The sequence below is a fragment of the Epilithonimonas sp. KH_059 genome (assembly GCF_057838485.1).
The window spans coordinates 1,724,072-1,748,921 of sequence record NZ_CM174468.1 but is presented as its reverse complement, the minus strand read 5'-3'; the positions used below and the strand labels follow the sequence as shown (position 1 = coordinate 1,748,921).

The following is a 24,850-nucleotide window of genomic DNA, read 5'->3' as shown; positions in this document are numbered from 1 at the left end:
TCACTTTCAACCGCCTTGTGCGGAGTCCTCATTCGCAGGGAAAATAGGCGCAATATCTTTCTTCAACTTTTCAGCCTCATAAGGGAAATTTTCAAAGAGAGCAGAAAGGGCAAGTGCGGAGTATACGCGCTGTGAAAACTTATTCCCAATAGCTATAATTGTGACCTTGGACTGAAGCAAGTGCCCAAACACAGAATTCGTTCCGTGCCACCAACCGTTGTGGTAAGTAAGCTTGCTGTTTTCATCAAAAATCTTCATTCGAAAGCCAAACCCGTAATTATTCACACCCGGTCTTTCATTACTGTATGGAGAGAATACCGCATCCATTAACTCTTTGCTTAAAAAATTCTCCGCATAAAGTGCTTTGGAAAAATTAAGTAGATCTCGAGGCGTGGTATAAAGATTCTTATCCCCGTAAATTAGATCGAGACGATCGTATGGATGCACACTAGGTCCTCTGGCATAAAAAGACTTGGCCGCCGTTAAGGTATCCTTCTGCTGAAAAATATAAGAATCCTTCATTTCAAGCGGATCGAAAATCATTTCCTTCATGGCCTCAGGAAACTTCGTCTTGGTCACCTTTTCTACGACAAGGGCTAAGAGTGCATAATTGGTATTGCAATACATAAACCCAGTGTCCGGCTTTCTCGCCAAATCCGGTTTGTACTGAATCAATAAATTTAGGATGTCTTCATTGTCCAAATACTCTTTGGCCAATTCTTTGGGCTCCGGCTTAATGCGCTCGATTACGTACTCGTATTTTGGCAGCCCGCTTCGTTGATTCAAAAGCATTTTCACTGTAATTCCCGTGTAAGGAAATTTAGGGAAAATCGTTTTCAAATCTTGGTCCAGGGTTAATTTCTGCGCTTCGATGAGTCTGAGGACGGCCATCGCCGTCACGGACTTACTTACAGAAGCGACATGCAGTGCGGTATGCTTGTCAATCGGTTCCTCGTTATTCGCCTGTGCGTAACCTCGGTAATTCTCATAAAGGATATTATCCCCTTTTGCTACAATAAAACCTCCCCACAGGTTGCCTCTTTCCCAAACTCTTTGATAATACTGATCAAGGGTTTGTTCAATTTCTCCTTGCTGGGGAACCTTGTTGTCTTTGGCATGAAATACGTCGTCTAAATTTACATGGCTAAAGCTCGGTAGTGAATGCGTTGAACTTGATTCTTTGCTTTTTTGATTTTCTTTACAGCTTAGTAGTAATGCAGGCAAAAGAACCCACCACATCATCCTCCTAAAAACTCTCATCTATTCCTCTTTTTCGTCTTTAATCGAGCGCAAGATAAGAGAAATTAAGAAATTATAATAAGACTCAAATCATAAAGAAATGTTAACTAAACTGAGCCAGGATTTTATCCACGATAAATTGCGCTAATTTTTCTTTGCTCTGAACGGTCCATCCTGCAATGTGCGGGGTTAGCAGAACACGCGGAGAACTAGCAAGATACCCTATCGAAGAATCACTTGAATCCAAATTCTCAAACGAGGCTTTTTCCTGCTCCAAAACATCTAGGGCGGCGCAAATTACTTTCCCGGATTCTAGTCCATTAACTAAATCTTTCGTTTTAACCGCTTTCCCTCTCGCCGTGTTGATTAAATAGAAAGGTTTTTGCATGGCTGCGATAAAACCCTCATCAATCATGTGGTGGGTAAGCTCTGTGAAAGGAACATGAAGACTCACGATGTCTGCTCTTTGTTGAAGTTCATTCAAAGAAACCTGCTTTGCGTACTCATCTTCAATTCCAGACTTAAGGTCGTGAAAAATCACCTGCATTCCAAAGCCCGAAAGTCGCCGAGCTGTGGCTTTGCCCATGTTCCCATACCCAATAAGTCCAAAGGTTTTTCCGAGCAGTTCATCGCCTCGGTTTTCTTCACGAAGCCAAATTCCTTTTTCGACCTCAAGGGAGGCTATTTTAAGTCGATGGGCTAATAGAAGCAAGGAGCCAATCACATGTTCCGCGACTGCATCGCGATTCCCTTCTGGAGAATTAATAAGCGTTATGTTTAGTTCCTTTGCTTTCTCCACATCAATATTCTCCATCCCAGCCCCCACTCTTGCAATGAATTTCAGATGAGAGGCGGATGTTAAAAAATGGGCATCCAAAGGAATTCTACTTCGAATAATGAGTCCTTCGTACGCTCCAATTTTGGAAAGGATTTGTTCATAACTAGAACTTGTGTCCTCCTCTATGTCAAACCCTTTTGCGCTTAACTGGCTTTTAATTAAGGGATGGTTGGTGTCAATCTGTAAGACTCGCATACCCTTTAGGATTGACTAAATAATTTTTTAAGCTCTACGGAGTCTTGAGCTTTCATTCGACCCGATAGAATTAAGGAAAGTTCTTTTCTACGAAGAGCCGCATCAAATCGGGAAACCTCTAATTCGGTTTCTGGTTCCATTTGAGGAATCGGCACAGGTTTGTTGAATTCATCCACGGCGACAAACGTGTAAATCCCTTCATTGGTGTGAATTTTCTTTTGAGAAATGGGATCGTCAAGCCAAACATCGACGTATATCTCCATGGAAGTCGAAAACGCTCTTGATACTTTGGATTCAAGCACTACGATTCCTCCTTCTGGAATTGGATGATTGAACGACACGTGATTCACAGAGGCTGTTACCACTCTACGCTCACAATGTCTGCTTGCAGAAATCGAAGCGCATCGATCCATGCGTGATAGCAATTCGCCACCAAATAAGTTTCGAAGGGAATTCGTTTCGTTTGGCAGTACAATGTTAGTCATTACGGTGAACGATGCACTTGCTTTTTTACTTTTAACCATGTAATAATATTAGGGATTAATGCCGGACTTGTTTGTAGATAGAGTACTCTCTAGCGTGGGTCTATTGGCCTTGGGAGTTTCGGTTTGGATTGTATCTTTTTTAGGACTTGGTTTGGAAATTTGAGGAGGGGTTTCAAGGACCGAGTTTTTTCCAAACAAAAATTCTCTATTCGTTAGAGCGAGCACCACCAACCCTGCAGCAGGAATTAGAAGTAACAACAACCATCCATAGGATTTTTGAGTTTTATACGCTGTAGGACTATCTCGATCAGAACCTTTCTTTTCCTTGAGTTTTTTTAAGTCAATTTCTTCTAGACCAAAATTGTCAGGACTGCTAATTTCTAGACGCTGTCCTTTAAAAAGCACCTCGCCACCGTCAGAATAAAAAGTTCCAAGTCCCTCTAGTTTCAATTCTTTAGCCTCGCTCAATTGATTTTTCCAATACAGGGTATGGGTCGAGACTTCTTTTTGCACCTCGGGAAGGGATTGCATGTTCTTCTCGGCTAATTCCTGCGCAAATCCCTTATCCGCCTGCTGATAATCAAATTCCAAGGCAATTTCTTTTGCCGGCGGAAGGATACGCGTCGTTTTTTCCAGAATTTTGGCTTCGGAATTTTTCAAATAAAAGGTTCCGAATCCTTCAAGCGCTACGGAATGATCCGCTTTCAGTTTCTCTAAAATTTGGGTTTCAAGCTTCATATTGCCAGCAAATTTACTATTTTTAACGGACTTCTACCAAGCGTGAGTGAAGAGTCAAACGAAAGAATATCTCCTAGCGAAACTCGTAGCTAAATCCAAATAGGAAATTCGTGCCCGCTTGGGAAAAATAGAAAGGCTCAGAATCATATACATACCCATTGTTTACGTATTTCTGATTGAAAACATTATTCAGTAGCAGTTTAAATTCTACTGCATTTCGAGCTAGCTCCAGTCGGTACCGAGCACTTAAATCGCTTAGAAAATAGGAGCCCGTTCGAAGTGACTCTGTATGCGTATTGTCAAGGTATTGACTTCCGACAAATTGATTTTGGAATTCAAAGGAAAGCGCATCATTGGGTTTGTAGCGAATCGAGAGATTTGCTAGAAACTCAGGTGAAAAGGAAATCGGTGTATTGCCCAGATTGACAACCTCGTTTTCGTCCTCGAGCTTAAAATCAACATTTCTATTGCGGCTAAGGGTTAAATTGGAATTGATTTCCCATTTTTTCGAAAGCTTAGCAAGAGCAGAAACTTCGAGGCCACTGCGAAATGATTTTCCTGAATTTGTCCGAATGAATTCCCCTATGGAGTTGATCTGTCCGCTCAGCACCAGTTGATTCACATAGTGCATATAATAAAGATTTGCAGAAACCAAAAGGGAAGAGCCTAGAGCGTATTCCCATCCTAATTCAAAATCATGCAAGGTTTCTTCTTTGATCTCTGGGTTTGCAAACAAATCGTCCCTGCTGGGTTCGCGGCTTGCTTTCGCATAGGATAGATAGAGTTTCCCACTTGGGATAGGGTAATTAAGTCCCACTTTGGGATTAAAGAAATTCCAGTTTTTCCTCAAATCGGCCCCTTCCTCATCCCCGGGCTGGATTATCTTTGTGTCGTAGACGATGGAGCGCATCTGCAAGTCTCCGAAAACTTCCCATCTACCTACTTTCGCAATGGCCTTTCCAAACCCTGAGACCTCATTTTTCACCGAACGATTTCTATAGTATTCGTTGGAAACGGAATTCGCAACCAAATAATCCTTTGCTTCTCCGAAATGGCGTCCAAAATATTGATTAGCGACAAGTCCGAAGTGCAAATCGATTCCGGATAAATCCCCGTACAAGTTCGAAGCCACCCCATAAAAATCATTATCAAGCCACTTTTTGCGTATAAAATCGGAATAGGCATTGCCGTTCACAGGACTTAGACCATAGGTTTCATAGCTTACGCCTTGTTTGTAATTCTCGTAGTACCCTTTTCCCTTTGTGTAATGCAGGGTGGTTTGCAAGCTCCACGAATCGTTAAACTTCTGGTCCCATAAAAACTGATAGTGATTTTGACGATAATTGTCAGTTTCGTTGTCATAAAACCCTACAATTTCGCTCCAATCGTCGTTGTATATGGCTCCCGATGAATTAAACTTCGGACGGGTTTCCCATGACTCTTTGTCAATTCCATTCCAAGCTTGATAGGTTTGTTCTGCTCCCCCGAAGGCTAGCAATCGCAAGGAAGTTGAACCTCTCTGAAAACGAGCCGAAAGATTGTAAGAGTCTAAATCCGAAAACGCTCGATCAATATACCCGTCCGAATGGATCTTCGTATATCGACCCATAACGGAGAGTTGATCATTCCAAAAAAGACCAGACCCTATTTCTGCTGAATATTTGTAGGTGTTGAAGGACCCATAACTATTGTCCGACCTCACATAAAACTCCTCTGCAGGATCTTTGGAAATCACATTCACGCTAGCTCCAAAAGCGGAAACTCCATTGGTGGAAGTTCCCACCCCTCTCTGAATTACAATAGCCGAGGCGGAACTTGTCAAATCTGGCACGTTCACGAAAAAAGTACCTTGCGATTCGGAATCGTTATAAGGCACCCCATTCATCATGACATTAATAGAGGTTCCACTCACGCCTCGAATCCGAAGCCCTGTGTATCCCACTCCATTCCCTGCATCGGAACTTGAAACCACCGAAATTTGGTTCTTGAGTAGAATCGGCAAATCTTGACCTAAATTCTTTTGGCTTAAGTCTTTCTCTACATTGAGAATTTCTTTCGAGACGGGAAGTCTCCTTGTAAAATGAACACTTTGAATAAGAGATTCTGAAATTGAATCCTCCTTGACATGTTGCCCAAAGGCGAGCGGGCTCATCATTAGCCCTAAAAAAAATAATCCTTTCATTCTTTTAAATTGTTTAAAATTTATAGGAATAAAAGGGGTCGAAAAGTTATACGTGAATACTGCAAAATTGCATTTTAGCAGCTCCCTAAACAGCATTATCTGTTCCAGGTTCATCGGGTATAATCTCAGCCACTCTTTGGTAGCACCCCTTTACTTCTGGCGCAAATATAGCCATTTTAATTTGAGTCAGCCAAAAAAAAAGACCCTTCCTAAGCCCATACCTTTTGCCCTGCCCCCCTTTTCCCTTGCTAACCTCTTAATTTACAAAGGAAAAAGCATCTCGGTAGCGATCGACTCGAAATTGCTTAACAGGAGATTTTAAATCCTTGTAGAGCTCCTGAACTTCTCTATATTCCCGACTCTGAACAATCGAGCGCATTGCACTTCCGGAAGGAGAAAACAATAGAGTGTAACGAACCGGACGACCAAAAGTGTCCAAATCTAAAAACTCACGTTTGGTTCTCATCTCGGGGGTAATCTTCTTCTTTAATATCCCCTCATAAAACAATCGAAACGCACTATTCTTTCCAAAACTACTAGTGAAAAAAATCTGATTAATATCGGAGTTCGTAATTTGTTCCACGAGTTCTACGTTAAGTTCGATCTCGCTCATCGCGCTGTCCAGGGCAGAATTATTTAACCGAATACAACTTAAAACAGTGTCACTCATAGCAATTTCTCCTTTCTTCAGAAACGTTACTATTTCATTTAAAGAAATCTCTTCTTGGCTTTTGGCCACAAATTGCTTTGGAAAAGCCTCACGTAGAATACCCCAAATACTATTCCGATTGCCATAAAAAAAAGGAGTAAGAAAACGCTCTACTCTCAAGGGATGAAATGTACCTAATATAAGGCGTTTATGCTTTGGATTAATTGGATATTTCTCGAGAAAAAGATGTATACTTCGACTTTGCATCTCTAATAGCGGTTGTTGTAACGATCTACAAAATAATACTCTTTCCCGTCGTTGCTTACCTCAAACAAACGAGCGAGCTTCCAACTGAAATTCCGTTTTATATCCGCATATCGAAACGGAATAATTATATTCCCCTCAATGTCAATGACTCCAAATCGATTGTCGTAAGTCGCAATAATCATGGGATTTTCTAAATCATCGCCTTCCATAATGTGGAGGTACTGAAACTGAGGATAGATTACGTACTGTCGGTAATCCATCTCATTTTCAAATTTGCTCCGGTCAATCACACCGTAAAATCCACTACGTACATAGGAATGGTACAATTGAGCCTTATATTCATATGGACATTTTCCAAGATCCTCCTCTTTATATCGGTAGACTTTTTTTCCTGCTTTGTCAATGCGGTAATCTACATTCTGAAGAGTTCGAATCGATGCATACGCATCCGATCCATACTCTCTAAGCTTCTCATTGGGAGAGTTTAAAAGTTTACAGTCGTTGGTGAAAAATCCCACATTTTTGTACTGGGCTGGTATTATCATTTCCCCACTTTGATTTACAAAGCCGAATTTGCCCTCCTGTTTCCGCGGAATCAATTCCGGAATGGAATCGTTGATTTTCTCGTATTTTGAATTTTGCGATTCCTTCGCTGTAGGGGTACTCGTTTTTTGCCCGCTTACTCCGATCGATATACAAAACAGAATAGAGGCTAGACTTTTCAAAAATAACTTCATAAAATTAACTACACTAAACACTTGCCAAAGTTAACACATCTTCGAGGAATTCGAAAAATAGATTTTTGGTATACAATTTATAACGAATATAAATTGGATTTTGAATCAAACCCTTAAATTTTTCGTAAATTTGGGCTTTAACTATTATTTTTAAAATCAAAAACATTTTGCAATATGACTTTTGACATTGAAATGATCAAAAAGGTGTACGCGCGTTACCCTCAACGTGTTGAAACTGCGAGAAAAGCAGTAGGGAAACCGCTTACATTATCCGAAAAAATTCTATACTCTCACCTTTGGCAAGGCGATACCACTGCGGCATACGAAAGAGGAAATTCTTATGTAGATTTCGCTCCGGATCGTGTGGCGATGCAGGATGCGACAGCGCAAATGGCACTCCTTCAATTTATGCAAGCAGGAAAAAGCAAAGTTGCCGTACCTTCAACAGCGCATGCCGATCACCTTATTCAAGCGAAAGTAGGAGCGGAAAAAGATTTACAAGAATCCATCAATAAAAACTCTGAAGTATTTAATTTCTTGAGTTCTGTATGTGATAAATACGGAATTGGATTCTGGAAACCAGGCGCAGGTATTATTCACCAGGTAGTTCTGGAAAATTATGCATTCCCAGGAGGAATGATGATTGGAACAGACTCCCATACTGTGAATGCCGGTGGTCTTGGAATGGTGGCTATTGGTGTAGGAGGCGCAGACGCCGTTGACGTAATGGCAGGAATGCCATGGGAATTGAAAATGCCTAAATTAATTGGGGTTAAATTAACCGGAAAATTAAGTGGCTGGACTGCAGCAAAAGACGTGATTCTTAAAGTGGCGGGTATCCTTACTGTGAAAGGAGGAACGGGCTGCATCGTCGAGTATTTCGGTGAAGGAGCTCAGAGCATGTCCGCTACCGGAAAGGGTACGATCTGTAACATGGGCGCAGAAATTGGAGCGACCACTTCTACATTTGGATACGACGATTCTATGCGTCGTTACTTAAGTGCAACAGGAAGACAGGACGTTGTGGATGCTGCGGACCAAATCAAGGAGCATTTAACTGCCGACCCAGAAGTATACGCGAACCCAGAGCAGTATTTCGATCAAGTTATCGAAATCAATCTTTCCGAATTAACACCTCACCTAAACGGACCGTTCACACCGGACCTAGCAACACCAGTCTCTGAATTCAAAGAGAAAGCAGAAGCTAACGGATGGCCATTAGATGTAGAATGGGCTCTTATCGGATCTTGTACGAACTCTTCGTATGAAGATTTATCACGCGCCGCTTCTATTGTAGAAGATGCAGTAGCGAAAGGAGTTAAACCAAAAGCAATCCTAGGAGTAAACCCAGGTTCTGAACAAGTGAAATTCACAGCAGAACGCGATGGATTCCTAGACAGCTTCCGCAAATTTGAAAATGCAAGAATCTTCACGAACGCATGTGGTCCATGTATTGGACAGTGGGACCGTGAAGGTGCTGAAAAAGGAGAAAAGAACTCTATTATTCACTCGTTCAACCGTAACTTTGCTAAAAGAGCAGACGGGAACCCGAATACTCATGCCTTTGTAGCCTCTCCAGAAATGGTGGCTGCCATTGCCATTTCAGGACGCCTAGATTTCAACCCTCTAAGCGATACCTTAACGAACGAACAAGGTGAGCAAGTGAAGTTAGACGAACCAAAAGGAATTGAACTTCCTTCAAAAGGGTTCGATGTTGGAGATAACGGATACCAAGCTCCGTCTCATGATGGGTCTTCCGTTCAAGTGAATGTAAACCCAGAGTCTGACAGACTGCAACTATTGGTTCCTTTCACCCCATGGGATGGTAAAAACATTGAAGGAGCGAAGGTTCTTATCAAAGCGTACGGTAAATGTACCACAGACCACATCTCCATGGCAGGACCTTGGCTTAAGTACAGAGGTCACCTTGATAACATTTCGAACAACATGTTAATTGGAGCTGTAAATGCTTACAACATGGAAACCAACAAAGTGAAAAACCTTCTGGACGGTTCTTTTGATGAAGTACCGAACGTGGCAAGAGCTTACAAAGCCGCTGGAGTTCCTACCTTAGTGGTTGGAGATGAAAACTACGGTGAAGGATCTTCCCGTGAACACGCGGCCATGGAACCTCGTCACCTAGGAGTAAGAGCTGTACTTGTAAAATCATTTGCTCGTATTCACGAAACGAATCTTAAAAAGCAAGGGATGCTCGGAATCACTTTCAACAACAAGGAAGATTACGATAAAATCCAAGAAAACGATACCGTGAACTTTGTAGACTTACAAGACTTCGCGGCAGGCAAACCCCTTACCCTTGAATTCCTTCATGAAGACGGAAGCAAGGATATCGTGGTTGCGAACCATACGTATAACGAACAGCAAATCGGATGGTTTAAAGCAGGATCTGCATTAAACTTGATCGCAGAAGAAGCAAGCAAAGGATAACCTCCAAAGCTTAAGCGTATAGAAAAATGCCACGAGGAATTTCCTTGTGGCATTTTCTATATTAACTCTTTAATAAGTTGACTTTAGGATTCGATGCAGGCTTGCCAAATGGGATCGCCTTTTGGAACTTCCGCTGTGATCGTAATCTGTTCTTTTGTGACGGGATGGATGAATTCTAATTGGCGTGCATGCAAATGAATTCCGCCGTCAGGATTCGATCTTGGAGACCCGTACTTCAAGTCCCCCTTTATAGGCACTCCAATTTTGGACAATTGCGCACGAATTTGGTGGTGGCGTCCTGTTTTCAGATCTACTTCTAGGAGCATATAATTGGCAAGTAGAGTATGGACACGATACGAGAGAATTGCTTCTTTTGCCCCTGGTGCTTCTCTTGGAAAAACAATAGCCTTGTTGTTCTTTTCGTTCTTTTTCAGATAGTGAATAAGTTCGCCTGTGTCTCCAATTCCCGCCTTAGGCACCACAGCCCAATACGTCTTGCGAATCTCGCGGTTCTTCACCATCTGAGTTAGCCTTGAGAGTGCTTTGGAAGTCTTGGCGTAAATCACTAATCCTGAAGTAGGACGATCGATACGATGCACCAAGCCTAAAAACACATTTCCAGGTTTATGATCGCGTACTTTGATAAAATTCTTGATAAGTTCAATAAGGGAATCGTCCTGAGTCTTGTCTCCTTGAACCAACTGACCTACATGCTTATTGATAACAAGCAAATGATTGTCCTCATACGCAATTTGGTCGGGACTAATTTGCGCTGCACTCTTTTGCACCTTAACGTTTTGGGACTCTTGGTCGATTAAATAAGGAAATTAAAACGCCTGCAAACAGTCCAATGGTTTTAAGCGCTGCCAAACGACTTTCGATCGGGAAAAAAATGCCAATCACACACAAGGCCGCTGCAATATACATCGGAATCACAAATTTTGGATTGGTTAGAATCGGAGCCATGAGGACAAAACTAATTCCGATCAGCACATAAAAGAGCTTTTGGTATAAAAACTCATTGACTTCAGGGCTGAAAAAATTGAACCATCCTGTCAGCAGACATAAAAGTGCACCTACCGATACGATAGCTTGCAGTTTGTTTAATTGACTTACATTATTCATTAATAACTTTCTTTTTCGTTAGGGAAATCAGCGGTTTTCACATCGCTGACAAATTGGGAAACTGCTCCCGATATTTGAGCGTATAAATCTAGGTAACGTCGTAAGAACTTAGGAGAAAAACCTTGGTTCATACCCACCATATCTTGGTAAACAAGCACTTGACCGTCACAATCTGGTCCGGCTCCAATCCCTATCGTGGGAATGGAAATACTCTCACTGACCCTTTTTGCAAGGTCTGCGGGGATTTTTTCTAAAACAAGAGCAAAACAACCTAATTCTTCCACTAGTTTCGCATCTCTTAGTAGTTTTTCCGCTTCTTCCTCTTCTTTTGCTCGAACTTTATAGGTTCCAAATTGGTAAATAGACTGAGGAGTTAATCCTAAATGGGCCATCACAGGAATTCCTGCGTTCACAATTTTACGAATCGATTTTTCAATTTCAATACCGCCTTCAATTTTCACGGCGTGAGCACCTCCTTCTTTCATCATTCGAACAGCAGACTCTAAGGCTTTCTCTGGATTACTTTGGTAGCTACCAAAAGGAAGGTCTGCCACAATAAGAGCTCTATCCACACCTCGTACCACGCACTGCGTATGGTAAATCATTTGATCAAGTGTAATGGGTAATGTGGTTTCATGGCCTGCCATCACATTGGCTGCTGAGTCCCCCACCAAGATCGAATCCACACCGCCCGCATCCACCATTTTGGCAGTCGTAAAATCGTATGCCGTAAGCATGGTGATCTTCTCCTTGTCGAACTTCATTTTTCGCAAGGACTCTGTGGTTACTTTTTTAATTTCAGAATGCACCGACATAGATTTCTTTTTGTATTTAATTAGAAAGACTAAATGTAATGCGTAGATAAATATACCTATTTACGCTCGATTCTTAGTCTCAGAACTTCTCTTTTAGATGTTCACATGCCCTAGTTTAATGAGCTTATCGTGATTTTTTATTTTGATATGCCGCCCTTCGGTTTCAATCAATTGGTCGTTTTTGAATTCAGAAATGAGTCGAATCGCACTTTCGGTCGCCGTACCAATTAAATTTGCCACTTCCTCACGGGTGAGCGCAATTTTAATAAACCCTTCTGGATCGGTACCCAGCTTCTGTTCGAGCAGCAGGAGTACTTCCGCCAAGCGCTCTCTTACCGTCTTTTGCGCTAAATAGGTCACCGTATTGGAAGACTCTCCTAACTCGTATGCAAACTTCTGAAGCATGGTAAAAGAAAGTTGAGAATCTACTTTTAGCATATGCAAAAAGACATCGCCCGGAACAAACACGGCTGTTACCTCTGACATGGCCTCCGCTTTTGCTTGGAAATTCTCCTCAATTAAAAGAGATCTATATCCAATCAAATCTCCTTCTTTAATAAAACGAAGAATCTGATCCTTTCCATACACTCCAGACTTTGAGAGCTTCACGGTTCCTTCCTTAATAAAATAAACGCCGTGCGGATTTTCATCTTCTTCAAAAAGCAATTGCCCCTTATGGATATGAATCTCTCTTTTCGCCGCCATGTATTTTTTGAAGTCTTCCTCGGATAGGACTTCGCGAAAAGAATCCTCATTAAAAACGCTCAGAAAATTCCGATCTATAAGCTCTTGTTTCTCAATCGACATACCTATGACATTTATCAGCAAAAATAGGTAAAATTAGCACCAAGGGCAATTATTTTTGTCATAATTTTGCAGGTCTAGGATAAATGGAAGTGGAAAATTGTTATCATTGCGGAGAGGGAATTAAAAAGGAGCGACTCGCTTTCGATGAGAAGGTATTTTGCTGTCATGGATGCCAGTCCGTTTATGAAATTTTAAGTTTCAATCAATTAGGAAATTTCTATGAGCTGAACAAAAGCTCTGGGATCCGTCCTGATGACAACCTAGACCAATACAACTACTTAGACACGCCCGAAATCTTTGATCGTGTGGTGGATTTCTCAGACGATAAGACCACGATAGTCACCTTCAAAATTCCGGTCATTCACTGTTCTTCTTGCATTTGGCTCCTGGAGAGCTTATCGAGTTTGAATCCTGCGATCTCCTACTCACAAGTGCATTTTACGAGAAAGACTTTGCAAATCTATTTCGATCCTGAAAAATTACCCCTAAGTGAACTTGCTAAGTTTTTAGCCAATTTAGGCTACAAGCCTGTCATCAACTTAGAAACAGCAGATCGAATTGTTGAAAAATCGGACAAAACCCTTCTCATCAAATTAGCCATTGCGGGCTTTGCATTTGGGAACGGGATGCTTTTCAGCTTCCCCGAATACGTAGAAATCGTTCTCGGCACCACGGACTATTGGATGCAGCAGTATAAGAATCTCTTCCGATTCATCATGTTCCTTCTTGCTACTCCGGTTGTGTTTTACTCGGCTTCCGATTATTTTAAATCTGCCTATTACGGTCTGAAAAACAAGATCATCAACATTGACGTGCCGATTGTACTCGGAATCCTAGTTCTTTATGGTCGAAGCATTTACGAGACCCTTACCGACTATGGCCCCGGCTACTTCGACACCTTGTGTGGACTTCTATTTTTCATGCTACTCGGGAAAATATTTCAAAAACGCACCTACAGTTCCCTTTCTTACGATCGCGACTATAAATCCTTTTACCCCATTGCCGTGACCCGATTAGATTCGAAGGGTCAGCAGGAAAGCATTTTACTTTCAGAACTCTCCATTGGGGACCGAATCATGGTACGAAACCAAGAAATCATCCCTGTAGATGCCATTCTAATTCGTGGGGAGGGACACATTGACAACAGTTTCATTACCGGAGAAAGCAACGCAGTCCCAAAAGAGGCAGGCGACCGCATCTATGCAGGAGGAAAGCAAGTGGGCGCCGCGTTAGAACTAGAAGTGATCAAGAATGTGGACCAAAGTTATCTAACCCAACTTTGGAACAAGGAAGCCTTTAAGAAAAAAGAAACAGGACTCGACAACCTTACCAATACCATAAGCAAGTACTTCACCTTAGTGATCTTGGGGATTACCTTACTTGCCGGTATTTATTGGTCTCAAGTGGATATGGAAAAGATGTTCCAAGTGGTTTCTGCCATTTTGATTGTAGCCTGTCCATGTGCTCTGGCTCTGTCCGCACCTTTTACCCTGGGGCATATCATGCGAATTTTAGGCAGAAATAAGTTCTATGTGAAAGATACGCTCACGATTGAAAAACTAGCCAAAATTCAAACGTTGGTATTTGATAAAACAGGAACCATCACTCACAACGACGAATCACAAATCCTTTACGAAGGCAGTCCAATCAGTTCCTGGGATGTACAGAATCTCAAATCTCTACTGAAGAACTCAAACCATCCTTTGTCCAAAACTCTTTACACTTTTCTACAAGAGCCTGATTTGTATTTTCCGATTGAGAATTTTGTCGACCAGCCCGGAAAAGGCTATAGTGCAGTGGTAAGAGGCCACCACTATAAAATTGGTTCGGCCTCGTACAACTCACAGGCGTCGACAAACCTTGAAACGGCCGTACACATCAGCAAAGACGACGAGTATTTAGGGAAATATATATTTAAAAACGAGTATCGATCTGGGCTAACCCCACTTTTCCAACATTTAGAGTCTTTCCAAGTGCATGTATTAAGTGGAGATAACGAATCCGAGAAAAACAAACTAAAGCAAACCATTCCTACTGCGAGGGGTATGGCATTTAACCAAGATCCAGAAAGCAAGTTAAATTACATCAAAGATTTGCAAGAAAAAGGTCAAAATGTCGCTATGATTGGGGATGGACTGAACGATGCAGGTGCTTTAAAACAAAGTAACATCGGAATTGCAGTGGCAGACGACACGAACTCTTTCACTCCTTCGTCCGATGTAATTATGGCGGGAGAAAAGATTCCAACCCTCCATCATTTTTTAAGTCTCTCCAAAGACGCAATGAGGATTGTGAAGTTCACTTTTGCCATCAGCTTACTTTACAATGTGATCGGAGTCACCATTGCAATTTTAGGATACATGTCTCCTTTGGTTGCCGCTATTTTAATGCCAATTAGCTCCATAACCGTGGTGGCATTCACCTCCCTAGCCACTTGGATACGTAGCTTAAAATATTTTGCGATATAGGAACTTAGGAAAGGTCACTATTTAGAAGGGTTTTAAATTAACAAAATTTAACACGAAATGACTTTTATCATTATTTTTCCATAAATTTGACGATCCTAAAAAATTAAATTTGCCTAAGAAATGGATATACTATATTTGATGATCATTTGCAGTGTATCTTTGGCAGTGGTTTTTTTGATAATCTTCATTATTAATGCCCGTCGAGGCCAGTTTGAAGACGACGAATCACCCGCAGTAAGGATACTCTTTGAGGATGAAATAAGGCCGGAGAAAAAAATAAAAGCTCCAGAAGAAAATACAGAAACAACCGACGAAAAAAGTAATTAATTATATGGAAACACAAAAGTTTAGTTATGACAACAGCATTGTCCGCGCATTCCTATACGCCACCATCGGATTTGGTGTCTTAGGGTTCTTGTTTGGTCTTACTGCTGCCTTAATGCTATTCTATCCCGAGCTCCCTGAATTTTTCTTAGGGACCGACGACCCAACCATAAAAAGTCTCGCCGCGGGAAACATTGAAGGCTTAATCAACTCTAACGGTGCATTCGGATTCGGAAGAATCAGAATGATTCACACCTCCTTAGTGATCTTTGCATTTGTATGTAACGGTGTGTTTGCAGGAGCGTACTACTCAATTCAAAGACTACTTAAGGCAAGAATGTACAGCGATTTTATTTCGTGGGCTCATTTTTGGACTTGGCAACTGATGATCGTGGCTGCAATAATCACCTTCTTTATGGGGATTAATACTTCGAAAGAATACGCAGAACACGAATGGCCAATCGATATCTTAATCACCATCTCTTGGGTTTTGTTTGGACTCAACATGTTTGGAACGATTGCAAGAAGAAGAGTACGTCACTTATACGTAGCGATTTGGTTCTATTTAGGAACTTGGGTTGCTGTGGCTATGCTTCATATCTTCAACAACCTTGAAGTACCCCTTACGATGTGGAAATCGTATTCTGCTTACGCAGGAGTTAAAGATGCCCTGGTACAATGGTGGTATGGACACAATGCGGTGGCCTTTATCTTAACCACTCCGGTATTAGGACTTATGTACTACTTCCTACCGAAGGCAGCGAACCGCCCCGTGTTTTCTTACAAATTGTCGATCATTCACTTTTGGTCTCTCATTTTCGTTTACATTTGGGCAGGACCTCACCACCTTCAATACACGGCACTTCCAGCATGGGCGCAAGCACTTGCCACCGGATTCTCTATTATGCTTATCGCACCGTCTTGGGGAGGTATGCTTAATGGTCTCTTAACGTTAAGAGGTGCATGGGATAAAGTAAGAGAAGAACCTATCTTGAAATTCTTTGTTGTGGCCGTAACTTGTTACGGGATGGCTACTTTTGAAGGGCCGATTCTAGCGACAAAAACTTTAAATAAAATTGGTCACTTTACAGACTGGGTTATTGGACATGTTCACTTAGGAGCTTTAGGCTGGAACGGGTTTATGACCTTTGGTATGATCTACTACGTAATTCCAATCCTTTGGAGAACGAAACTTTGGTCTACCAAATTAGCCAACTGGCACTTCTGGCTTGGAACCTTAGGGATTATCTTCTATGCAGTTCCCCTTTACATTGCAGGTTTCACTCAAGGACTAATGTGGAAACAATTTAATCCAGACGGTACCCTACTTTGGAAAAACTGGTTGGATACCGTAACGGCAATCATCCCTTACTATATCATGCGATTTGTAGGAGGATCTCTCTACATTTCAGGAGCAATCCTAATGGTAGTGAACGTAATTGCTACGGTTAGAAAAGGTTCTTTCCAAAAGAACGTACCGGCAGAAGCTCCAGCGCTTGCCCACATCGGAAAAGAAAGAAAACAAGGAGAGGGTGCTCACCTTTGGTTAGAAAGAATGCCGGTTTACCTTACAATCTTATCCTTTGTCGCTGTCGCCATTGGTGGAGCCGTACAGATTATCCCTACACTTACTGTGAAAGAAAACGTACCGACGATTTCGGCTGTAAAACCTTACACGCCACTTGAACTCGAAGGTAGAGATCTCTATATCCGTGAAGGATGTAACGCTTGTCACTCACAAATGATCAGACCGTTCCGAGACGAAGTCGTACGATTCAACGGAAAGAATGGTCAATACTCAAAAGCAGGAGAATTTGTCTACGACAGACCTTTCCTTTGGGGATCAAAACGTACAGGACCGGATTTACATCGTCAAGGTGGAAAGAACCCAAGTTCTTGGCACTACAAACACATGTACAACCCAAGATCGACTTCAGCAGGTTCCATTATGCCTCGTTACCCATGGTTAATCGCGAACGATTTAGATCGTTCTCAAACCATCAACAAATTAAACCTAATGAAAGACGTGTTTGATGTTCCGTACACAAGTGCTCAAATCGACACAGCAGATGCTTGGGTAGATAACCAAGCGAAGCACATCGTCACTCAGATCTTTAGCGAAGCTGCGGATTTAAAACAGGCGTATGCGTCTAGACCGGAAGGAGAACTTGAGAAAAAAGAAATCGTGGCTCTGATTGCCTACCTACAACGTTTAGGTACGGACATTAAAACCACGCAAGTACAAACTGCAAGCAATAACTAATTTAATCTAAGTATTAAAAAGTCATGATCCCACAAAACTTAAAAGACATCGTCTCTAGTGAAGAATATACAGGGTTTTACCAAACCCTTGCGCTACTGCTATTTTTGATGTTTTTTGTTGGATTGATTATGTATGTCTTCAGTCGTTCAAAGAAATACTACGACGAACAGGCCCATGCGCCACTAGAAGACGATGACCAACCCTTTGATTTAAAAAATTAACTGTCATGAAACAAAGAACTCCCGCTATTATTAATATAGTCGTAATCCTTGCGATCACCTTTGTACTCTATTACATGTTTGTACAGAGTACTGCATTTCTCTCTTCTCCCTATTATTGGGGGACGGTAGTGATCAGTATCATCTTGGCACTCATTCACTCTGCTCTAGGAGACTTAATTGAAAACAATACGTTTAAAGAATTATCTCCTGAAGCAAAAGCGCAATACCTAGAAAGTAAGAAAACTCCTTACCTCAAGACTCTATGGAAAGCGGCTTTTGCAAAGCAATCTGCGAAGGAAGAAAAAGACATTCTTATCGACCACGGATTCGATGGAATTATGGAGCTTGACAACCAGCTACCTAAATGGTGGTTAGGCCTATTCTATTTTGGAGTGGTTTATTGCGTTGTGTACATGCTCGCTTTCTTCTTCACTGATTTTGCGGATCCAATTAAAGAATATGACGACGAATACAAGGCTCAAATTGCCTCAGTTGAAGAATACCTAAAAACGGCCCCGCAGGCTACCATTGAAAGTGCTATTTACAATGCAGACTATGTAGCTGAAGGAGAAGAGATATTCAAAACGAGTTGCGTATCTTGCCATATGGATGGTGGTCGTGGTGGAATTGGACCCAACCTAACGGACAACCACTGGATCAACCAACCGGAGCAAACGTTATTTAAAAATGTATTCCATGTCGTATGGAACGGATCTCCAAACAACCCAACCATGGTTCCCTTTGGAGCAAATGGACTGTTAACAGGGAATGACATTGAAAAAGTGGCATCCTACATTTATCACATTAACCAAGAACAAAAGCCAATTACCGTCGCAGAAGGTGGTGCAGCTCCACAAGGAGACGAGGCGAACTGGCAAAAATAATACAATTTGAATTCTTATAAAGAACATAGTTTACTACACCACCTCGTAGTAAGCTATGTTCTTTTTTAAATATATAGATTATGGCAATCCCAGAAGAACATAATACCTATCGTGGTGGACAAGGTCAAGTACTGGATCCAGAAACATTCCGTGACTCAGTCAACACGATGGACCAAACCGGAAAAAGAAAATGGGTTTTCCCACGTAAGCCTAAAGGAAAATACACTAATTATCGACTATTAGTAAGTATTCTTTTGCTTGCGATCTTCTTTATCCTTCCCTTTTTAACGATCAACGGAAATCCTGTCCTATTACTAAACATTTTAGATCGTGAGTTCTATATTATGGGACAACCTTTCTACCCCCAAGACTTCTTTATTCTAGCGATTGGAGCCATTACCTCTCTTGTGTTTATCATTTTATTTACGGTAGTATTTGGTCGAATCTTTTGCGGATGGATTTGTCCGCAGACCATCTTTATGGAAATGGTCTTTCGGAAAATTGAATACGCAATCGAAGGAGACCGAAACAAACAAATAAGACTAGAAAATCAACCGTGGAATGCAGAGAAAATCTGGAAGAAAGGCTTGAAATGGACCATATTCCTCATTATCTCACTTATTGTCACCCATGTGATGTACATGTACATTGTGGGCTACCAGAGGGTTTATGATATCATGCTAGAAGGGCCGATGGTGTATCCGACGAACTTCATCGTCATGATTCTATTCGCCCTTGCTTTCTTCTTTGTATTCGCCTGGCTTAGAGAACAGGTTTGTACGCTCGTGTGTCCCTACGGACGTTTGCAAGGAGTTCTTATTGACAAGCAAACCATCAACGTTTACTATGACTTTAAAAGAGGCGAAAATCGTTCCAAATGGAGAAACGGCGAAGATCGAAAAGCAGAAGGCAAAGGAGACTGTATTGATTGTAACCAATGTGTGGTCGTTTGTCCGACAGGGATTGACATTCGTAACGGTCAGCAATTAGAATGTGTAAACTGTACAGCTTGTATTGATGCCTGTGATGAGGTCATGGAAAAAGTAGGTCTTCCGAAAGGACTTATCCGTTATGCAACGGAGGATGAAATTGAACAGGAAAGACCGTTTGTGTTCACTGGGAAAATGAAAGCTTATTCCCTTGTCCTAGTGCTTCTCTTTGGATTCCTAGGATTCTTATTGAACAACCGTGGAACCATGGAGGCCAAATTTATTAAGCCCGCAGGATCTACCTTCTTCCTTCGGCATGGAAAAATAACAAATATCTACAACTACACCTTCCTAAATAAATCCAATAAGGACCAAGTCGTTACCATTAAAGTGGTGGAACCAAAAGAAGGAACCATTACCTTTAGTAACTCGGACAAAATTAAATTAAAGAAAAATGAAATCACGAAAGGGACGGTGAATGTAAGTTTCCCAGAAAAGAACATCAACCTTTCGAAACAAAATGTAACCATCGGGGTTTACAACGAACAGGGGGAACTTCTAGATTCGTTTGAAACTTATTTTGAAGGACCGTTTAAATTACAATTTTAAAAGAAGCTATGCTAAAGAATTTTACATGGGGACATGGAGTTGTGGTCGCACTTGGCGCCTTTATGATCTTCATTCTATCGCTCGTTTTTATCTTTGGTCGAGGATGGCAAAATGCAGAAATGGTGTCTCGCGATTACTACGAGGAAGAACTGCGCTATCAAGACGTCATTGATGCAAAAAACCAAGCAGATTTGTTAAAAGAAAAACCGATATACAATCAAAACAGTCAGGGCATTACCCTTGAATTTCCAGAAAGCATACTGGTGGATCAAAACAAGGTCAAATTTCATTTGTTTCGAACGGACGATGCTAAACTTGATGCGGAAAAAGAACTACCCTTTCAGAATGGAAGAAAAATTCACATTCCGAAACAAATTCTTTTCCCCGGTTCTTATACCTTAAAAATCAATTGGGAATCGAAAAGCGTTCCGTACCAACTGGATTATGACATTCTATGGAAATAGCTCTAATTTTAACCGCTTTAGGCCTTGGCTTTGCCTCGGGATTTCATTGCATTGGAATGTGCGGACCCATTGCTCTCTCCATGGGACTCACCAAAAACGAAGCGATTCGTTTCCAATTGCAGAACTTCACGTATAATTTTGGGCGGGTGGTCACCTATAGTATTTTAGGCGCCTTCTTAGGTCTGATTGGGCAAGGCTTTCAAATGGCAGGGATCCAAAAGTATTTAACCATCGCCGTGGGTGTACTGCTCATATGCATGGCTTTATTTTCCTTTGGAGGAAACGATTTCGTTAGTAAGATTTCTTTCCTAAATAAGCCCCTATTAAAAGTGAAAATGGCCCTAGGTACCCTTTTACAACGTTCGGATTACAAATCTAGATTTACCACAGGACTCTTAAATGGACTGCTCCCATGCGGAATGGTCTACATGGCGCTTACAGCCTCCCTGGCAGCAGGAGGTGTATGGCAAGGGGCTACCTTTATGTTTCTCTTTGGCCTTGGAACCTTTCCATTCATGTTCGCGGTGGTCTTTGCAGGAGGAATAATGACCCAAGCTTTCCGATTAAAAGTCTTAAAATTAGTACCTATCCTCATGCTCGTCATGGGATCTCTATTTATTATTAGAGCTTTAGAGTTAGGGATACCCTATCTATCGCCACCTTCTAGTGCTCTCCAAGTAGAACATAATGGCTCCTTACAGCACCAGCATGGAGATCATTCTACTTGCCATTAGGCAAAATCAAAATATATAAGATACAAATCAAAAGCCAGATTCATTCAAATCTGGCTTTTGCTTTATAATGGAAAGGTACTTTGCGTAGGCCTTCTATTTTATGAACTCAAAGCGAGTATACTCCGCAATTTTCTTTGGAATGCGAATTCCCTCTGATGTTTGGTTGTTTTCAAGCAACGCCGCCATGATTCTAGGTAAGGCCATCGCAGAACCGTTTAACGTATGCACGAGTTGCGCTTTCGCATCTCCTGATTTGTATCGGCATTTGAGACGATTGGCTTGGAAGGTTTCAAAATTAGAAACCGAACTCACCTCTAACCATTTCTCCTGAGCTGCGCTCCAAACCTCAAAATCGTAAGTCATTGCCGCTGTAAAGCCCATATCTCCCCCACAAAGACGAAGAATACGGTAAGGTAGCTCTAAATCTTCTAGAATTGATTTTACATGCTCAACCATTCCCTCTAATGCCTCGTAAGACTTTTCAGGATGCTCAATTCTCACTAATTCTACTTTTTCGAACTGATGAAGGCGATTCAGTCCCCTTACATGAGATCCGTAACTACCCGCTTCTCTACGATAGCATTGAGAGAATGCCGTATTTAGGATAGGCAATTGCTTTTCCTCTACGATCACATCGCGATAAAGGTTGGTAACGGAAACTTCCGCTGTAGGAATCAGGTATAGATCATCCGCTCCGATATAATACATTTGTCCTTCCTTGTCAGGAAGCTGTCCTGTTCCATATCCGGAGGCCTCATTCACTACATGAGGTGGGTTTACCTCTAAGTATCCAGCATCTACATTCTTATCTAGAAAATATTGAACCAGGGAGCGTTGAAGCCTTGCTCCTTGCCCAAAATAAACCGGAAACCCAGCGCCTGCCACCTTCACTCCTAATTCAAAATCAATAAGGTTGTATTTCTTTGCGAGTTCCCAGTGAGGAAGTGCTTCCTTAGGCATGGGCTGCTCCTCTGCACTTTGAAAGATGACTTCATTCTCTTCTGGAGTTACACCTGCCTTTACTTTCTCGTAGGGAATGTTTGGAATCAAATACAATCCTTCTAGAAGGTCCTTCTCTACAGACTCTAAATCTTTTTTAAGCTCTTGGCTTTTTTCTTTAAAAGCGGTAGTCTTCTGCTTTGCGTCTTGGATTGCCTCCTTATTCCCTTCTTTTAAGAACTGTGCGATCTCATTTGAAATTCGTCTGCTTTGCGCGAGATTCTCATCTAGCTCAAATTGAACGGCTCTACGTCTATCGTCTAAGTTCACCACCGTTTCTACAAGATCCAACTGCTTAAATCCTCTTTTTTTAAGTCCCTCTAATACGAGCGCTTTGTTCTCTTTGATAAAACTAATCTGTAGCATCCTTCTATTGTGATAATATTATTAAATCCTTTCTAGTTTGTGATTGTGAGTTCTCTTTTAATCACAAGTTCATTTTGTTTATTCACGTCTCTTGTAAAGACAAGATCCTGATTGAGCCAAACCTGCTCTAAAGAAAACAGTCTGGGTGTCAATTTATAATCGAAACGAAGCGTATCTTGGTCTATTTCTGAATCGAGCTCATTTTGAAAACGAATTCCCAATGTCGAATAATAAGACTGAGCCTCGGCATCCTCCGACTCGAGCGTGCGTACAGCCCCTGAAATGTATTCATAATAATATCCTTTCAGACTGTCCTTCTTCTTCATTGCGCTAACAGGGACATTGGCCGTACTGGCGTCCAAGTCCACTAAATTCACACTGAATAAAGAAGTTTCTTCTTCCTTGTCAAGCAAATCGTTACCCGCCTCGTCCTGTACATAAATTCGAAGCACTTGGTCTATCGCTTGTACATCGTCTTCTCCTTGACGGCAAGAAGCCGCTAGAAGTATGAAAACGAGAAGAAAAAGGTATTTTTTGACGTTCATTAAGCAAAAATAGCATTATTTTAAGTGCTATGAAAATATCCAGTGGATTAACTTGAACCGAAAAAGTGCACTTTTCCACTCATCAGGACCAAAAAAAAGTCCTCATGATAAATAAGGACTTTTTTTTAGGTTCTAGGCATTCGCCCTTTCCCTTATTTTTATCAAAAGTACTCTTTATTCTACGTAGATTCCTGCCCAACTTCTTTTTAGGGGAAGCAAGAAATCCGATAAAAAACTAATGTAACTTGATTTTGAAAAGTCAAACACTTCAATTTCGTGCGAAATACTTCCATCCTTTAGACCGGATCTAAATTCACCTAATTTTAGGGTCTTAATTTCTCCGTTCTCTACATAAGAGGCTTTCATTCGATCAAAAAAGCCGAGCGAAAACTCGTGATCCAATTCTCGTATTGCCTCTCCTAAAGTATCAATCGAACATCCCGAGGCCATTTCTTTCTCCTCATCTACAGCAACGACAAGAAACTGATTCTTCTCGATTTTAAAGGAAGCCGATAGTGGTTTGCCGTGGGCAGCCCAGGTTCCTAAAAAATCATATAATTTTTCCGTAATCTTTTTGCTTTCTTTTGGCAAGAAAGGTCTAGAAGCAGGATATATAAGCACTCGATAATCATTTGTTTCAATGACTTCAGATTCCTCTATTCTCATTTCTTAATTTTCTTTTAATTATGCAAAGTTAGTGAAAAACAAACTCTTGCCTTCTTTACAAATCTTCCGCCTCCGCTAAAAGCTCCGCAATATCTTTGACCTCTACCGTACTGTTAAGGTGCTTCACACCGTCGCTCATCATGGTCATGCAGAAAGGACATCCTGTGGCAATCACATCGGGCTTTTCTTCCAATGCTTCCTCTGTTCTCTCTACGTTGATGTCTTTCTTCCCGGCTTCAGGTTCTTTGAACATTTGTCCTCCGCCAGCGCCACAGCAAAGTCCACTTTGCTTGCATCGTTTCATTTCCACTAGTTCCGCATCGAGTTTAGAGAGCAGATCTCGTGGAGCTTCGTATTCTCCATTGGCTCTCCCTAAATAGCAAGGGTCATGAAAGGTAATCTTCTTTCCTTCGAATCGACCTCCTTCGATTTTAAGCCTTCCCTCTTTCATTAAATTCTTTAAAAATTGAGTGTGGTGCATCACTTCGTAATGCCCTCCCAAACTTGGATACTCATTCTTAATCGTATTAAAACAGTGTGGACAAGCGGTCACAATTTTTTTGACTTCGTAGGCATTCAAAACCTCGATGTTCGTCATGGCCATCATCTGGAATACGAATTCATTACCGGCTCGTTTTGCAGGATCTCCTGTACAACTTTCCTCTTGCCCTAAAACGGCAAACTCAACATTGATCTTATTTAGTATTTTGCAAAATGCGCGCGTTATCTTCTTAGCTCGGTCATCAAAACTTCCTGCACAACCTACCCAGAACAGCACCTCTGGCGCTTTTCCCTCGGCCGCATATTCGGCCATGGTTTTTATTTTAAAATCCATACTCAGTTTTTGTTTTTG

The 24,850-nt window shown here is 41.5% G+C and carries 24 protein-coding genes; 9 read left to right on the top strand and 15 right to left on the bottom strand.

What is annotated here, in order from left to right; genetic code table 11:
- Positions 1–6: 6 nt before the first annotated feature.
- The 7 genes from AC3IRX_RS08230 to AC3IRX_RS08200 all read right to left on the bottom strand — a co-directional run bounded on the left by AC3IRX_RS08230 (position 7) and on the right by AC3IRX_RS08200 (position 7,330).
- Positions 7–1,260 (bottom strand): serine hydrolase domain-containing protein, encoded by a 1,254-nt coding sequence (locus tag AC3IRX_RS08230; RefSeq protein ID WP_489209610.1) that lies wholly within the window; start codon positions 1,258–1,260, stop codon positions 7–9.
- A gap of 82 nt (positions 1,261–1,342) precedes the next feature.
- Positions 1,343–2,272: an NAD(P)-dependent oxidoreductase gene (locus AC3IRX_RS08225; RefSeq protein WP_459082575.1), complete on the bottom strand. Its 930-nt coding sequence runs from the start codon at positions 2,270–2,272 to the stop codon at positions 1,343–1,345.
- Positions 2,273–2,277: 5 nt separating this feature from the next.
- The gene (locus AC3IRX_RS08220; RefSeq protein WP_459082577.1) at positions 2,278–2,796 is read right to left on the bottom strand and encodes an acyl-CoA thioesterase; all 519 of its coding nucleotides are present in this window, start codon (positions 2,794–2,796) and stop codon (positions 2,278–2,280) included.
- A gap of 9 nt (positions 2,797–2,805) precedes the next feature.
- Positions 2,806–3,495, bottom strand: a complete 690-nt coding sequence (locus AC3IRX_RS08215) for a hypothetical protein (RefSeq protein WP_489209607.1) — start codon at positions 3,493–3,495, stop codon at positions 2,806–2,808.
- A gap of 73 nt (positions 3,496–3,568) precedes the next feature.
- A complete protein-coding gene (locus tag AC3IRX_RS08210; RefSeq protein ID WP_489209605.1) occupies positions 3,569–5,677 on the bottom strand; it encodes a TonB-dependent receptor in 2,109 nt (702 codons plus the stop codon).
- A gap of 256 nt (positions 5,678–5,933) precedes the next feature.
- Positions 5,934–6,347 carry a hypothetical protein gene (locus AC3IRX_RS08205; protein WP_489209603.1) on the bottom strand — a complete coding sequence of 138 codons (414 nt, stop codon included), beginning with the start codon at positions 6,345–6,347 and terminating at the stop codon, positions 5,934–5,936.
- A 248-nt stretch (positions 6,348–6,595) separates the two neighbouring features.
- A complete protein-coding gene (locus AC3IRX_RS08200) occupies positions 6,596–7,330 on the bottom strand; it encodes a WG repeat-containing protein (RefSeq protein ID WP_489209601.1) in 735 nt (244 codons plus the stop codon).
- Positions 7,331–7,504: 174 nt separating this feature from the next.
- Here AC3IRX_RS08200 and AC3IRX_RS08195 point away from each other — a divergent pair, with 174 nt between their 5' ends.
- The gene (locus AC3IRX_RS08195) at positions 7,505–9,778 is read left to right on the top strand and encodes an aconitate hydratase (RefSeq protein ID WP_489209599.1); all 2,274 of its coding nucleotides are present in this window, start codon (positions 7,505–7,507) and stop codon (positions 9,776–9,778) included.
- Positions 9,779–9,861: 83 nt separating this feature from the next.
- Here the strand turns inward: AC3IRX_RS08195 and AC3IRX_RS08190 are convergent, their stop codons facing one another.
- The 4 genes from AC3IRX_RS08190 to AC3IRX_RS08175 form a co-directional block, all read right to left on the bottom strand.
- Positions 9,862–10,545 (bottom strand): RluA family pseudouridine synthase, encoded by a 684-nt coding sequence (locus AC3IRX_RS08190; RefSeq protein WP_489211482.1) that lies wholly within the window; start codon positions 10,543–10,545, stop codon positions 9,862–9,864.
- 22 nt (positions 10,546–10,567) lie between these two features.
- Positions 10,568–10,903, bottom strand: a complete 336-nt coding sequence (locus AC3IRX_RS08185; RefSeq protein WP_459082589.1) for a hypothetical protein — start codon at positions 10,901–10,903, stop codon at positions 10,568–10,570.
- Positions 10,903–11,718, bottom strand: a complete 816-nt coding sequence (gene panB / locus AC3IRX_RS08180; RefSeq protein WP_489209597.1) for a 3-methyl-2-oxobutanoate hydroxymethyltransferase — start codon at positions 11,716–11,718, stop codon at positions 10,903–10,905. The genes AC3IRX_RS08185 and panB overlap by 1 nt, the downstream gene beginning before the upstream one ends.
- A gap of 93 nt (positions 11,719–11,811) precedes the next feature.
- The gene (locus AC3IRX_RS08175) at positions 11,812–12,525 is read right to left on the bottom strand and encodes a Crp/Fnr family transcriptional regulator (RefSeq protein WP_489209596.1); all 714 of its coding nucleotides are present in this window, start codon (positions 12,523–12,525) and stop codon (positions 11,812–11,814) included.
- An 83-nt stretch (positions 12,526–12,608) separates the two neighbouring features.
- On the opposite strand from AC3IRX_RS08175, the gene AC3IRX_RS08170 reads away from it, so the two are divergent.
- The 8 genes from AC3IRX_RS08170 (at position 12,609) to AC3IRX_RS08135 (ending at position 21,421) form a co-directional block, all read left to right on the top strand.
- Positions 12,609–14,993, top strand: a complete 2,385-nt coding sequence (locus AC3IRX_RS08170; RefSeq protein ID WP_489209594.1) for a heavy metal translocating P-type ATPase — start codon at positions 12,609–12,611, stop codon at positions 14,991–14,993.
- Positions 14,994–15,113: 120 nt separating this feature from the next.
- Positions 15,114–15,320, top strand: a complete 207-nt coding sequence (gene ccoS, locus AC3IRX_RS08165; RefSeq protein WP_489209592.1) for a cbb3-type cytochrome oxidase assembly protein CcoS — start codon at positions 15,114–15,116, stop codon at positions 15,318–15,320.
- A gap of 4 nt (positions 15,321–15,324) precedes the next feature.
- Complete coding sequence (gene ccoN / locus AC3IRX_RS08160) at positions 15,325–17,580, top strand: cytochrome-c oxidase, cbb3-type subunit I (protein WP_489209590.1); 2,256 nt, start codon at positions 15,325–15,327, stop codon at positions 17,578–17,580.
- A 23-nt stretch (positions 17,581–17,603) separates the two neighbouring features.
- The gene (locus AC3IRX_RS08155) at positions 17,604–17,801 is read left to right on the top strand and encodes a CcoQ/FixQ family Cbb3-type cytochrome c oxidase assembly chaperone (protein WP_489209588.1); all 198 of its coding nucleotides are present in this window, start codon (positions 17,604–17,606) and stop codon (positions 17,799–17,801) included.
- Between the two features lie 5 nt (positions 17,802–17,806).
- On the top strand, positions 17,807–18,685 hold the full coding sequence (locus tag AC3IRX_RS08150; protein WP_489209587.1) for a c-type cytochrome: 879 nt from the start codon (positions 17,807–17,809) through the stop codon (positions 18,683–18,685).
- 80 nt (positions 18,686–18,765) lie between these two features.
- The gene (gene ccoG / locus AC3IRX_RS08145) at positions 18,766–20,223 is read left to right on the top strand and encodes a cytochrome c oxidase accessory protein CcoG (protein ID WP_489209585.1); all 1,458 of its coding nucleotides are present in this window, start codon (positions 18,766–18,768) and stop codon (positions 20,221–20,223) included.
- An 8-nt stretch (positions 20,224–20,231) separates the two neighbouring features.
- Complete coding sequence (locus AC3IRX_RS08140) at positions 20,232–20,687, top strand: FixH family protein (protein WP_489209583.1); 456 nt, start codon at positions 20,232–20,234, stop codon at positions 20,685–20,687.
- The gene (locus tag AC3IRX_RS08135; RefSeq protein WP_489209581.1) at positions 20,678–21,421 is read left to right on the top strand and encodes a sulfite exporter TauE/SafE family protein; all 744 of its coding nucleotides are present in this window, start codon (positions 20,678–20,680) and stop codon (positions 21,419–21,421) included. Before AC3IRX_RS08140 ends, AC3IRX_RS08135 begins: the two co-directional genes overlap by 10 nt.
- Positions 21,422–21,514: 93 nt before the next feature.
- On the opposite strand, the gene serS is transcribed toward AC3IRX_RS08135, so the two are convergent.
- From serS to AC3IRX_RS08115, 4 genes are all read right to left on the bottom strand, one after another.
- Entirely contained in the window at positions 21,515–22,786 is a 1,272-nt protein-coding gene (gene serS, locus AC3IRX_RS08130; RefSeq protein ID WP_489209580.1) for a serine--tRNA ligase, read from the bottom strand.
- A 32-nt stretch (positions 22,787–22,818) separates the two neighbouring features.
- The gene (locus AC3IRX_RS08125; protein ID WP_489209578.1) at positions 22,819–23,331 is read right to left on the bottom strand and encodes a hypothetical protein; all 513 of its coding nucleotides are present in this window, start codon (positions 23,329–23,331) and stop codon (positions 22,819–22,821) included.
- A 174-nt stretch (positions 23,332–23,505) separates the two neighbouring features.
- Positions 23,506–23,997, bottom strand: a complete 492-nt coding sequence (locus AC3IRX_RS08120) for a hypothetical protein (RefSeq protein ID WP_489209576.1) — start codon at positions 23,995–23,997, stop codon at positions 23,506–23,508.
- 55 nt (positions 23,998–24,052) lie between these two features.
- Entirely contained in the window at positions 24,053–24,832 is a 780-nt protein-coding gene (locus AC3IRX_RS08115; protein WP_489209575.1) for a (Fe-S)-binding protein, read from the bottom strand.
- Positions 24,833–24,850: the final 18 nt, after the last annotated feature.